Origin of the sequence: Marinobacterium sp. xm-m-312 (assembly GCF_013283295.1) — a bacterium.
GTDB lineage: Bacteria > Pseudomonadota > Gammaproteobacteria > Pseudomonadales > Balneatricaceae > Marinobacterium_E.
Genome location: NZ_WBYS01000006.1, coordinates 92353 through 105222 on the forward strand (window position 1 = coordinate 92353; position 12870 = coordinate 105222).

Genomic DNA, 12870 nt, shown 5'->3' on the forward strand with positions numbered 1-12870 from the left:
TGATGAATACTCAATACCGTAAATCTTTAACTGGCACGACGCTCGACTACTTCGATACTCGTGCAGCGGTTGAAGCAATTGAAGCTGGCGCTTATGCGAAGCTTCCCTACACATCGCGTGTATTGGCAGAACAGTTGGTTCGCCGTTGTGAGCCGGACGCTCTAACTGATTCGCTAAAACAGCTAATCGAGCGTAAGCGTGACCTCGATTTCCCTTGGTACCCAGCGCGTGTTGTCTGTCATGACATTCTTGGTCAAACAGCACTGGTTGACCTAGCAGGTCTGCGTGATGCGATTGCGGATCAGGGTGGTGACCCATCTAAGGTTAACCCTGTCGTGCCAACTCAGCTGATTGTTGACCACTCGTTGGCAGTAGAGGCACCAGGCTTTGATCCAGAAGCGTTCGATAAGAACCGTGCGATTGAAGATCGTCGTAACGAAGACCGTTTCCACTTTATCGACTGGACCAAGACTGCGTTTGAAAACGTTGATGTAATTCCAGCCGGTAACGGCATCATGCACCAGATCAACCTTGAGAAGATGTCTCCGGTTATTCAGGCGCGTGATGGGGTTGCCTACCCTGATACCTGTGTCGGTACTGACTCGCACACGCCTCACGTTGATGCACTGGGTGTTATCGCGATCGGTGTCGGTGGTCTTGAAGCTGAAACTGTTATGCTGGGTCACCCATCAATGATGCGTCTTCCAGACATCGTGGGTGTGAAGCTAACGGGTAAACGTAATCCAGGAATCACTGCGACTGATATCGTATTGGCTCTGACTGAGTTCCTACGTCAGGAGCGTGTCGTTGGTGCATACCTTGAGTTCTTCGGCGAAGGCGCTGATTCACTATCGATTGGTGACCGTGCGACTATCTCGAACATGACTCCAGAGTTTGGTGCAACGGCTGCGATGTTCTACATCGATGGCCAGACGATCGACTACCTAAAACTGACGGGTCGTGAACCAGAGCAGGTTGCACTGGTTGAGCAGTACGCTAAAGAGACTGGCCTATGGGCGACCGATCTTGTTACGGCTGAATACGAGCGAGTTCTTGAGTTTGATCTATCGACTGTTGTGCGCAATATGGCTGGTCCATCAAACCCACACCGTCGTCTACCAACCTCAGATCTAACTGATCGTGGTATTGCAGACGAAGCGAAATTGGCTGTTGCGAAAGCGGAAGAGGCTGATGGCCTGCTACCAGATGGCGCAGTGATCATCGCAGCGATCACTTCATGTACCAATACATCAAACCCCCGCAACGTTGTTGCTGCAGGTCTTGTTGCTAAACGTGCTAACGAGCTTGGCCTTGTGCGCAAGCCTTGGGTTAAATCGTCATTTGCTCCAGGTTCAAAAGTTGCAAAACTTTACCTAGAAGAGGCGGGTCTTCTTCCAGAACTTGAGAAGATGGGCTTCGGTATCGTGGCATACGCTTGTACAACCTGTAACGGTATGTCGGGTGCGCTTGATCCTGTGATTCAGCAAGAGATTATTGATCGTGACCTCTACGCGACAGCTGTACTATCGGGTAACCGTAACTTCGACGGCCGTATCCACCCATACGCTAAGCAGGCATTCCTAGCATCACCACCACTTGTCGTTGCTTACGCGATTGCCGGTACGATGCGTTTTGATATCGAAAACGATGTATTGGGTACGGATACCAACGGTAACCCAGTAACGCTTAAAGATATCTGGCCATCAGATGAAGAGATCGATGCGATTGTCGCTAAGGCCGTTAAGCCAGAGCAGTTCCAGCAGATCTACATCCCTATGTTTGACCTAGGTGAAGCTGAGAAAGCGCCAAGCCCACTTTACGACTGGCGTGAAATGTCGACCTACATTCGTCGCCCTCCATACTGGGAAGGTGCGTTGGCAGGTGAGCGTACGCTAAAAGGTATGCTTCCATTGGCAGTGTTAGGTGACAACATCACAACTGACCACCTATCGCCATCGAATGCGATTCTTGCGTCGTCTGCAGCGGGTGAATACCTTGCTAAGATGGGTCTTCCAGAAGAGGACTTCAACTCATACGCAACTCACCGTGGTGACCACCTAACAGCACAGCGCGCAACCTTCGCTAACCCGAAACTGTTGAATGAGATGTGTCGTGATGAGAACGGCGAGATCATTCAGGGTTCTCTAGCTCGTCTAGAACCTCAGGGTGAACAGATGCGCATGTGGGAAGTGATTGAGACTTACATGGAGCGCAAGCAGAACCTAATCATCGTTGCTGGCGCTGACTACGGTCAGGGCTCATCACGTGACTGGGCGGCTAAAGGTGTTCGCCTAGCGGGTGTTGAAGCGATCGTTGCTGAAGGTTTCGAGCGTATTCACCGTACTAACCTAGTCGGTATGGGCGTACTACCTCTTCAATTCAAAGAGGGCGAAACACGTCATACTTACGGTATTGATGGTACTGAGTCGTACGATGTGGAAGGTGAGATCGCGCCACGTGCAGATCTAACGCTGATCATCAATCGTCGTAACGGTGAACAGGTTCGCGTACCAGTGACCTGTCGTCTTGATACGGCTGCAGAAGTTCGTGTCTATAAAGCTGGTGGTGTGTTGCAACGCTTTGCTCAAGATTTTCTTGAGGGCAATGCATAAGCAATTGGCTAACTACAAGGGGTCGCATCGCGGCCCTTTTTTAAATTAAGGGAGATGTTTGAAATGGCATTTGTTCCTCAAATTCAGGTTCGCGCTACCTACATGCGTGGCGGTACATCTAAGGGTGTTTTCTTCAATCTGAAGGATTTACCAGATGCGTGTCAGGTTCCAGGTGAAGCGCGCGATAAGTTGTTAATGCGTGTCATTGGTAGCCCAGATCCATACGGTGCTCAAATTGATGGTATGGGTGGTGCGACTTCATCGACATCGAAGACGGTTATCGTCTCAAAAAGCACCATGCCAGATCATGATGTTGACTACCTTTTTGGTCAGGTCGCGATCGATCGTCCATTTATGGATTGGTCAGGTAACTGCGGTAACCTATCGGCGGCTATTGGCCCTTTTGCTATTCATGAAGGGCTAATCGACCCAGCTAAGATTCCTGAAAACGGCATCTGCGAAGTCAAAATTTGGCAGGCCAACATCAAGAAGACCATCATCGGTAAAGTCCAGATCACTAATGGTCAGGTACAAGAGACAGGTGACTTCGAGCTTGATGGTGTCACTTTCCCCGCAGCTGAGATTGAAGTGTCGTTCATGGATCCAGCCGATGGCGAAGGTTCTATGTTCCCAACAGGTAATCTTGTCGATGATCTTGAAGTTCCTGGTGTGGGTACTTTTAAAGCGACAATGATCAACTCAGGTATCCCAACCATCTTCCTCAATGCAGAAGAGATTGGTTACCAAGGTACTGAGCTTCGTGAAGCGATCAATAATGATCCTGAAGCGCTAGCGCGTTTTGAAACCATGCGTGCCCACGGTGCGCTAAAGATGGGTCTAATCACGGATCTTAAAGAGGCTGAGACGCGTCAACATACCCCTAAAATTGCTTTTGTCTCACCACCAAAGAACTACACAGCGTCTAGTGGTAAAGAGATCACAACGGATGATGTAGATGTTCTAGTTCGTGCACTGTCTATGGGTAAACTTCATCACGCGATGATGGGTACAGCGGCAGTTGCTATCGCAACGGCAGCAGCAGTACCGGGTACGCTGGTTAACCTCGCTGCCGGTGGCGGAGAGCGCGATGCCGTTCGCTTTGGTCACCCATCGGGTACCTTGCGTGTCGGTGCAAAAGCGGAAGAGGTGAATGGTGAGTGGACTGCTAAAGCCGCCATCATGAGCCGAAGTGCGCGTCTTCTAATGACGGGTTCTGTGCATGTTCCAGGGGATACCTTTTAGTCTCTGGAAAATGCTGAAAGTGCCGATGTCAGGCTGAAGGCCTGGCACGGTAACTGCGTAGTGGGTTAGTACCCAGGTGACAGGCCTTCAGCCTGTCATCCGCCCTTTCTTCATTCACCACTAAACAAGTGAATTTCACTCCGCAAAACCGCATTGAATTGATCCTTTCCATAGGTTTAACGTATTGTTTGTAACGAATAATGTTAATAATCAAATCACGGGATCTTTCGATCATGCCACTTCAACTTAGCGACACCTCTCTTCTTATCTCTAAAGCATTTATTAATGGTCAGTGGGTAGACTCACATTCCGGCGATACATTTGCCGTGATCAATCCCGCTACTGGAGAGTTACTTGCTGAAGTCCCCGATATGGATGAGGTTGATACTCAACGAGCGATCGACGCGGCCGATGCTGCTTGGGCCGATTGGAAAACCCTTCCATGCAAACAGAAAGCTAATCTTATCCGTCGTTGGTTTGATTTGGTCATGGAGAATCAGGAAGATCTAGCGCGTTTGATGACAGCAGAACAGGGTAAGCCTCTTGCAGAAGCGCGTGGTGAGGTCGCTTACGGCGCGAGCTACATCGAGTGGTTCGCTGAAGAGGCCAAGCGTGTTTATGGTGATACCATTCCTGCAGCTACGGGTGATAAGCGTTTAGTTGTTATCAAGCAGCCAGTCGGTGTAGTGGGTGCAATCACTCCTTGGAACTTCCCGAATGCCATGATTGCGCGCAAGATTGCACCAGCGCTAGCAGCGGGATGTCCAGTGGTTGCTAAACCGGCAGAAGATACACCGCTTTCATCTCTCGCACTGGCAGAACTTGCAGCACGAGCAGGTATCCCTACGGGTCTTATCAACATTGTGACAAGCTCGAGAGCTAAAGCGGCTGCCGTAGGCAGTGCGCTTACGAGTTCAGATAAAGTTCGTAAAATTTCCTTCACTGGTTCGACGCAGGTCGGCAAGATTCTAATGAAACAAGCCGCCGACAGCGTCAAAAAAGTCAGTATGGAGCTGGGAGGAAATGCCCCCTTCGTCGTTTTTGATGATGCTGATTTGGATGCGGCTATCGATGGTGTGATTGCATCTAAGTATCGAAACACTGGCCAAACTTGTGTCTGCGCCAACCGTATCATTGTCCAAAGCGGTATCTATGAGTCTTTCCTTCAAAAGCTCGCTGAGCGTGTTTCAGCCTTTAAAGTGGGTAACGGTCTTGAAGTGGACGACGCTGTTCAAGGTCCTCTGATCAACCAAGCTGCGGTCGACAAGGTTGAACGACACATCAAAGACGCGGTAGAGAAGGGGGCTCGGATTGTATTAGGTGGAAAGCCCCATGCACTGGGTGGCACCTTCTTTGAGCCGACCATACTGGCTGACATCACAACCGATATGTGTGTGACTTACGAAGAGACCTTTGGTCCTGTGGCACCTATCTACAAGTTTGAAACAGAAGAGGAGGCCATCGCACTGGCAAATGACACAGAATTCGGCTTGGCAGCCTATTTCTACAGTCGCGATATTGGCCGTGTCTGGCGTGTTGCTGAAGCACTGGATGTTGGGATTGTCGGTATCAATGAAGGGATTATCTCTTCAGAAATGGCCCCCTTTGGTGGGGTTAAACAGAGTGGTCAAGGTCGAGAAGGGTCTAAGTACGGTCTGGATGACTACCTAGAGATTAAATACCTCTGTATGGGTGGCATATAATTATGCCCACTAAAAAGCCCTCTTGTCAGAGGGCTTTTTCTTTTACAGTTTCCAGCTAGGATCTTTCTGATCGATCAAGCGGATCAACGCTGGCCACTCTGGGTGTCTCACTTTTGCATTTGCCTGAGCTTCGCCGCCTTCGAACTGATGACGAGTTTTTCGAATGATCTCTTCATCAATTGGGTTCAGGTTGCCTGCCGCCATAGCAGCCAATTGCACCTCTGCATTTCTAATGAAAGCAAAGTGTCTTACAAAGGCCCAGGTACAGGTTGGGCCTGCTGTGAGAAGACCGTGGTTCTTTAGAACAAGCGTATGGTTGGTATCACCCATTGCCGCCGCTAGTCGTGGTCCCTCGGAGCCATCCAGAACGATCCCTTCAAAGTCATGATAGCCAGTGCGTTCGAAGAACTGACAACCCTCTTGTGTAACAGGAATCAACGGTGAATCCAGCGCGCACAGTGACTGCGAAACTGGCTCGTGTGTATGCAATATACAGTGCAAATCGGGGCGGGCTTTATGAATCGTTGAGTGAATGGTGTAGCCTGCTTTGTTGACGTTCCACTCACTTTCAGAAAGGGCGTTACCATCAATATCGATCTTAATCAGGTCTGATGCGCGCATTTCATCATAACGAACCCCGAACGGGTTGATTAAAAACTCATCAGTTCCAGGAATACGCAGGCTGATATGGTTATAGACAATGAATGTCCAGCCAAAGTGATCAACCATTCTGTAGGTCGCTGCGAGTTGAAGGCGGGCTTGCCATTCAGTGTCACTCATTCCTTCAGGTGCATCGGGTAGATCTACCTGAAATCTTGGATCGTTACTCATGTTCTGTCCTTTTATTTATTCGGTGTCGAGCGTTTCAATATTGTTAATCAATTTGTGAAGGGTCCCAACAAATTGAACTAACTCACTCTCATCAATCTCTTTTACGACTCTCTCATGACGATCAAGCACCACGTCCAAGAAGCGTTGATGTAGCGCCCAACCCTTTTCACTAAGTGACCAGCGTTTTTGCTTGCCTTTGGGTGTAGCTGTTTCACCAATGAGCAGATTTTGTGAGTCCAGTTTAGCCATGGCTCGACTGGCCGCTGCCTTATCTATGCTGATCAGGGAGCAGACTTCAGCTGCCTTTTGGTTTGGCTGATAAGCCAGAGATGCGAGAACCCGCATCTCAACTGAGCCCAAACCAAATTGCGATAGGTACTGGCTTGATGAGTAGCTTGTCAGCCTATTGGCGATCACAGAGATAAGGTGTTGAAGGTATCGATCATAGTCGAGAACTTCATGCCCCTCTCTGTGTCGAATAATGTCCAATTTATCTGACATTAACTTTCAAACGCAGCCTGAGGTTTTTCGCCCATGACTGTTGTGCGATGCAGTTCACGACGGAACCCATCGTAATCATTAAACGCGCGGTGAAGACAGATGCGGTTGTCCCAAATGGCAACGGTATCCTCTTCCCAGCGTAAACGACAACAGAAGAACTCTTGCGTTGCGTGCTCGTGTAGGAATTTAAGCAGAGGTTCTGACTCGCGGCGCTCCATTCCCTCGATATTGACCGAGTAGACACCATCAACATAGAGTGACACTTGACCAGATTCTGGATGCTTGCGAACCATCGGATGGAAGTTTCCGCGCATCATCGCGTCGATATCAATTTCTAACTCGATATCGGTCATTGAAGTCATATTCTTTGTCTGTTCAACCACTTTTTTCATAGAGCCTATAACGCGGTCAGCAGCCATATGAACCTTTAGCGGCGCTAGCATCTTTTTCATGCCAGCAGACAGGCTCTCATACGCCATCACTGAGTTGTACCAGATGGTGTCACCACCATAGGGTGGAATTTCGATGCCGTGAAGTACACTGATTGATGGTGGTCTTTCTAGAAAGGCTGAATCGGTATGGTGACCACCGCCAAAGATGATTTTAGATTTGGTATCAGCCTCTTTGATAACAGGTTGTACATCTGGGAAGCCAGGAAGACCTGTGGTGTAAGCATCGGTACCTAACTCGCCAAAGCGCTTTGTAAACTCCAACTGATCAGCAGGGGAGAGATTCTGCTTACGCAAGAAGATCATCTTGTGGTGCCAGAGTGCCTCTTTGAGCTCTTCAAAGGCTTCGTCATCAAGATCTTTTAACTGAACATCCAGTACCTCAGCACCCATTGATGAAGCCAGTGGTAGTGTTTTGATCTGTTTACCTTGATATGGATGGTTTTTGTAAGGCTGATCGTCATGAATTAGATCGGTATCCATTGAACTCATTGCTTCTCTCCGATGGTGTTATTTATTGTGAAATGAACAATAGATCCAAAAAGTTGATATGTCAACTTTTTGGTTTTTACATAATGAGGGCAGATAAAAGTGATCTCTTTTTTTGTGCATTGCGAAAGCTAAATTTAATTCCCCGCAGGATCCGCTATAATCCGCATCTGATTTTAAGATAGAGGCTTTGAATAATGTCGACTCAGGCACTTATTTCGCAGTTACAAACCATTGTTGGTAAGAAGTACGCAATAACCGAATCTGATCGTGTGGCGCCTTACGCTACCGGTTTTCGTCTGGGTGGTGGTAGTGCATTAGCTGTCGTTCGTCCTGGAACCTTGGTTGAGGTTTGGCACTGTCTGCAAGCCTGTGTCAAAGCGGATGTGATCGTCATTATGCAGGCCGCGAATACCGGTTTGACCGGTGGCTCTACCCCTAATGGTGACGATTACGATCGTCCTATCGTGATCATCAGTACCATGCGCATCGACTCTATTCACCTGATTGATCAGGGCAAACAGATTGTGGGTCTTGCGGGTTCTACGCTTTTTGGTCTGGAAGATCGCCTGCGTCCATACGGTCGTGAGCCTCACTCTGTCATCGGTTCCTCATGTATTGGTGCGTCTATTGTCGGTGGTATCTGTAACAACTCTGGCGGTGCGTTAGTTCAGCGTGGTCCTGCTTACACAGAGATGTCTATCTTTGCTCAGATCAATGCCGACGGTGAGTTGGAGTTGGTGAACAATCTAGGAATCAACTTGGGTGATACACCTGAGGAGATGCTCGAAAATCTTCAGTACGAGCGTTATCGCGCTGATGATGTCCAGTACCCAGATCTGCTGGGTTCCGATAACGAGTACAACGATCGTATTCGTGATATTGATGCTGAGACACCCTCTCGCTACAACAATGATGGTCGTCGTCTGCACGAAGCGTCTGGTTGTGCCGGTAAATTGGCCGTCTTTGCTGTGCGTATGGATACCTTCGAGATTCCAAAGAAACAGCAGGTGTTCTACGTTGGTACTAATGACCCTGCGGTTATGGAGCAGATGCGTCGCGATATCTTGTCGACCTTTAAGAATCTGCCTATCGCCGGTGAGTACATTCACCGTACCTGTTATGACGTCTCTAAGAAGTACGGTAAAGATTCGTTCATCGTGATCGACAAACTCGGTGCTTCCTACATGCCTAAGATGTTCGCGATTAAACGCACGGTTGATCGTTGGACCAATAAGCTAGGCTTTTTACCGAAAAACTTCTCGGACAAGATGCTGCAGTGGATGAGCTACCTATGGCCAAATCATCTGCCGGCTAGCATGGAAGAGTATCGTGATCGCTTTGAACACCACTGGATTCTCGAAACAGGCAATGAGTGTGTCGATGAGATGCGCGCTTACCTCAATGAGTTCTTTAAAACGAATGAGGGTGAGTATTTCGAGTGTACTGAGCGCGAAGCAGAGCAGGCGATTCTGCACCGTTTTGTCGCGGGTGGTGCGATTGGACGTAACAAGATCATGGAAGGCGACAAACTAGGTGCGGTTATGACCATCGATGTGGCCTTCCCGCGTAATGAGCGCGACTGGTTTGAAACGCTGCCACAAGAGCTAGCGGATCAAATTGCCGTTAAGGTCTACTATGGTCACTTCTTCTGTCACGTCATGCACCAGAACTACATCATGAAGCCCGGTGTTGATGCCAAAGCGGTTAAGAACCAGATTTTGGATACCTTTGATGCGCGTGGTGCTGAATACCCAGCGGAACATAACGTTGGTCATGAGTATGCTGCGAAAGAGGCGCTTAAAGAGTTCTACCGTAGTCTGGATCCAACCAATGGATTCAACGCAGGTATCGGTCAAACCAGTAAATTGAAATACTGGGGTGAGTCATCTTGTGGTTGTGGCAGCGATCATCACTGATCCGCTGAAATGAAAAAGGGAAGCGTAACCGCTTCCCTTTTTTGTATCCGATCGATGCTTATCGAGTTTTTAGAATCTCAGCAAGCTGATCATTCATCTCAATCAGTGAGCTTTCGGTCGTCTCCCAGTTGATACAGGCATCCGTCACCGAGACACCGTATTTCAATTCACTGAGATCTGAAGGGATCGACTGGTTGCCCTCATTAATGTGCGACTCGATCATAAGACCGATGATTGAGCGGTTGCCCTGAACGATCTGATGCATTGCATCCTTAGCCACCAGTGGCTGGCGGTTGTGATCTTTGTTTGAGTTAGCATGGCTACAGTCGATCATAATGTTCTGTGGCAGCTTCGCTTTCTCTAACGCTTGCTCTGTTAGATTGACGCTGACGGTGTCGTAGTTGGCACGTCCCGCACCACCACGAAGTACGACATGACTGTATTGGTTACCACGAGTGCGGACGATGGATACCTGACCTTCTGAGTTGATCCCCAAGAAACTGTGAGGGTGGCTGACCGATTGCATCGCATTAATAGCAACATCTAAGCTTCCGTCAGTCCCGTTTTTAAAGCCAACGGCACCAGATAGGCCTGAGGACATTTCACGGTGGGTTTGCGATTCAGTGGTACGCGCGCCAATGGCTGACCAAGTAATAAGGTCCTGCATGTACTGTGGTGAGATTGGATCCAATGCTTCAGTCGCCAGAGGAAGGCCCATCTCAGCTAGATCAAGCAGTAACTTACGACCAATGCGAAGACCCTCTTCAATCTCAAAGCTGTCGTTCATATGAGGGTCGTTGATCAACCCTTTCCAACCGACGGTGGTACGTGGTTTTTCAAAGTAGACTCGCATCACCAGGTAGAGTGAATCTTTCACCTGCTCTTGCAGCTTCAATAGGCGACGACCATATTCGATCGCAGCTTCTGGATCATGAATTGAGCAGGGGCCTACCACGATGAACAGGCGTTTATCTTCGCGCTTAAGAATCTGTTTGATGGTGTTGCGGCCGGCCATCACGCTCGCGGCAGCTTTATCAGACAGAGGTAACTCTTTTTTAAGCTGGTTGGGCGTGACCAGTGGGTCATTTGATTCGACGTTTAAATCGTCAATACGAGTATCGGTCATGGGTTAAATCCGAATAATCCTTTGAAAGAAGAGCGTTTGTAACACAGTCAATGGTCAGGTTTAAGGGCTCTGTCAGTATAAAATACGAATTTTAGTGATCTATGACCGACAAAACGGAATAATAGCTCTAACTGTGTAATTTAAATCTTCGTTATTGCGATAGATAAGTTTTAATGCGAGGACTTTGTGCGTTCTATCAAATTCACACTCAGCCTGTTAATGGCGTTCATATTGTCACTGTCAGGCGCTAATGCGTCTCTGTTTGGTGGTAACAGTGATGAGCCGTTAGAGGTTGAACAGGCGTTTAAATTCAGTGCTCAGCAGCTAGATGCTAATCGCTTTCTATTGGTATGGGATATTGAACCTCGTTACTACCTCTACCAAGATCGAATCGAACTAACCCTTCCAGAAGGGGTTAGCCAAGTTAGCCGAACGGATTCAGCGACTGATACTAAAGAGGATCCTGTCTTTGGTGTTGTAGAGGTGTTTCATGATCGCGCTGAGGTGACCGTTGAGCTGGCGCGTCAAACCACTGCAGCGGCTGAGGGTCAATTTGATGTCAGCTACCAAGGTTGCTGGGAAGGGGGGATCTGTTATCCACCGGTGACTGGTGTGGTTGCCTACACTGGTCTATCGGAGGCTTTACAGGCTGCAAAAACAGCTTCAGCTGACGCAACTACGACAGAGATTGTCAGTGAGCAGGATCAGTTCTTACAAACCCTATCAGGTAACTCCACTTGGACTTTGATCGGCGTCTTCTTTTTAGCGGGTTTGGCTCTATCGTTGACGCCCTGTGTATTCCCGATGATTCCGATTCTGTCGGGCATTATTGCCGGTCATGGTCACAACACTAATGCCAAGCATGGTTTAGCCTTGTCGATCATCTATGTGCTGGCTATGGCGGTGACCTACACAATCGCTGGGGTGCTGGCAGGAGTGTTTGGAGCGAATCTGCAAGCGGCACTTCAGGCTCCTGCAGTAATTGCTCTCTTCAGTCTTCTGTTTGTGCTGTTGGCAGGCTCTATGTTTGGCTTTTACGAGCTGCAGATGCCGTCCTCTGTTCAAACCTGGTTGAGTCGCAATTCTGATAAACAGAAAGGTGGCAGTTATGTTGGTGTGGCTGTTATGGGCTTCCTCTCTGCACTGATTGTGGGTCCCTGTATGGCTGCTCCGTTGGCGGGCGCTTTGATCTATATTGGTCAAACGGGTGATCCTGTTATTGGCGGGTTAGCACTATTCTCACTGTCGATTGGTATGGGTATTCCTCTGATATTGATCGGCACCTCTGCAGCCAAGTACATGCCACGTGCGGGTCTTTGGATGGAGAGTGTCAAAGCCGGTTTTGGTGTCGTTCTTCTTTTGATGGCGGTTTGGATGTTAGATCGCATCGTGCCGGTTGAGGTGACGATGGGGTTAGTCGCGTTGATCCTTATCATCACCTCTGTCTTTATGGGGGTCTTTGAAAGTCACGCCTCGGAAGTTCATGGTGTTAAGAAGATCGCCAAAGGGGTAGGGGTTATCCTGCTCGTTTACGGTGCCTCTTTAACCCTAGGGCTTCTGTCCGGTGGTAAGAGTTTGATCTACCCATTGAAAGGCCTCGTATCGACAAGTGAAGCCACGACTGCAGCGAAGATTGAGTTTGTAACCGTGACCAATCCAACCGATTTAGACGCTCAATTGAGCCTGGCTAAATCGAGAGGACAGGCTGTTTTACTGGATTACTACGCGGATTGGTGTGTCTCCTGTAAGGAGCTGGATTACGTCACTTTCGCTGACTCAGCCGTTCAGAACAGGATGGCGCAAATGTTGCTGGTAAAAGTAGATGTGACGGCTAATGATGAAGCGTCGAAGCAGCTTACAAAGCGCTATGAAGTACTTGGTCCGCCAACGCTTATCTTTTATGATGGACTTGGTCAGTATCGAAAAGAGTTAACTCTGGTGGGTGTACCCTCGCCAGAACAGTTTTTACAAATGAGCAATCAACTTTAAGCAATAACT

General features: G+C 48.6%; 9 protein-coding genes. 5 read left to right on the top strand and 4 right to left on the bottom strand.

Annotated features, from left to right (window positions below; translation table 11 throughout):
- Nucleotides 1-2: 2 nt before the first annotated feature.
- The 3 genes from acnD (at nucleotide 3) to XMM312_RS08835 (ending at nucleotide 5557) form a co-directional block, all read left to right on the top strand.
- The gene (gene acnD, locus XMM312_RS08825; RefSeq protein WP_173483276.1) at nucleotides 3-2612 is read left to right on the top strand and encodes a Fe/S-dependent 2-methylisocitrate dehydratase AcnD; all 2610 of its coding nucleotides are present in this window, start codon (nucleotides 3-5) and stop codon (nucleotides 2610-2612) included.
- A 63-nt stretch (nucleotides 2613-2675) separates the two neighbouring features.
- The gene (prpF, locus tag XMM312_RS08830; protein ID WP_173481621.1) at nucleotides 2676-3854 is read left to right on the top strand and encodes a 2-methylaconitate cis-trans isomerase PrpF; all 1179 of its coding nucleotides are present in this window, start codon (nucleotides 2676-2678) and stop codon (nucleotides 3852-3854) included.
- Nucleotides 3855-4087: 233 nt separating this feature from the next.
- Nucleotides 4088-5557: an NAD-dependent succinate-semialdehyde dehydrogenase gene (locus XMM312_RS08835; protein ID WP_173489103.1), complete on the top strand. Its 1470-nt coding sequence runs from the start codon at nucleotides 4088-4090 to the stop codon at nucleotides 5555-5557.
- Nucleotides 5558-5599: 42 nt separating this feature from the next.
- On the opposite strand, the gene XMM312_RS08840 is transcribed toward XMM312_RS08835, so the two are convergent.
- Genes XMM312_RS08840 through XMM312_RS08850 form a run of 3 tightly spaced genes read right to left on the bottom strand, consistent with a single transcriptional unit; the run spans nucleotide 5600 to nucleotide 7830 of the window.
- Entirely contained in the window at nucleotides 5600-6388 is a 789-nt protein-coding gene (locus XMM312_RS08840; protein ID WP_173484301.1) for a class II aldolase/adducin family protein, read from the bottom strand.
- Nucleotides 6389-6403: 15 nt separating this feature from the next.
- Nucleotides 6404-6889: a MarR family winged helix-turn-helix transcriptional regulator gene (locus XMM312_RS08845; protein WP_173484300.1), complete on the bottom strand. Its 486-nt coding sequence runs from the start codon at nucleotides 6887-6889 to the stop codon at nucleotides 6404-6406.
- Complete coding sequence (locus XMM312_RS08850; RefSeq protein ID WP_173481617.1) at nucleotides 6889-7830, bottom strand: TauD/TfdA family dioxygenase; 942 nt, start codon at nucleotides 7828-7830, stop codon at nucleotides 6889-6891. Before XMM312_RS08850 ends, XMM312_RS08845 begins: the two co-directional genes overlap by 1 nt.
- 194 nt (nucleotides 7831-8024) lie before the next feature.
- Here XMM312_RS08850 and dld point away from each other — a divergent pair, with 194 nt between their 5' ends.
- A complete protein-coding gene (gene dld / locus XMM312_RS08855) occupies nucleotides 8025-9746 on the top strand; it encodes a D-lactate dehydrogenase (protein WP_173481616.1) in 1722 nt (573 codons plus the stop codon).
- 58 nt (nucleotides 9747-9804) lie between these two features.
- Here dld and XMM312_RS08860 read toward each other — a convergent pair whose 3' ends face one another.
- Nucleotides 9805-10872 (bottom strand): 3-deoxy-7-phosphoheptulonate synthase, encoded by a 1068-nt coding sequence (locus XMM312_RS08860; RefSeq protein ID WP_173483204.1) that lies wholly within the window; start codon nucleotides 10870-10872, stop codon nucleotides 9805-9807.
- Between the two features lie 186 nt (nucleotides 10873-11058).
- On the opposite strand from XMM312_RS08860, the gene dsbD reads away from it, so the two are divergent.
- On the top strand, nucleotides 11059-12861 hold the full coding sequence (gene dsbD, locus XMM312_RS08865; protein WP_371743483.1) for a protein-disulfide reductase DsbD: 1803 nt from the start codon (nucleotides 11059-11061) through the stop codon (nucleotides 12859-12861).
- The last annotated feature ends 9 nt before the right edge of the window (nucleotides 12862-12870 follow it).

Coding starts and splice junctions, on each gene's coding strand:
- XMM312_RS08850 (WP_173481617.1), bottom strand. CDS start 7,830: ATGAGTTCAATGGATACCGATCTAATTCATGACGATCAGCCTTACAAA.
- acnD (WP_173483276.1), top strand. CDS start 3: ATGAATACTCAATACCGTAAATCTTTAACTGGCACGACGCTCGACTAC.
- XMM312_RS08860 (WP_173483204.1), bottom strand. CDS start 10,872: ATGACCGATACTCGTATTGACGATTTAAACGTCGAATCAAATGACCCA.
- dld (WP_173481616.1), top strand. CDS start 8,025: ATGTCGACTCAGGCACTTATTTCGCAGTTACAAACCATTGTTGGTAAG.
- prpF (WP_173481621.1), top strand. CDS start 2,676: ATGGCATTTGTTCCTCAAATTCAGGTTCGCGCTACCTACATGCGTGGC.
- XMM312_RS08845 (WP_173484300.1), bottom strand. CDS start 6,889: ATGTCAGATAAATTGGACATTATTCGACACAGAGAGGGGCATGAAGTT.
- XMM312_RS08835 (WP_173489103.1), top strand. CDS start 4,088: ATGCCACTTCAACTTAGCGACACCTCTCTTCTTATCTCTAAAGCATTT.
- XMM312_RS08840 (WP_173484301.1), bottom strand. CDS start 6,388: ATGAGTAACGATCCAAGATTTCAGGTAGATCTACCCGATGCACCTGAA.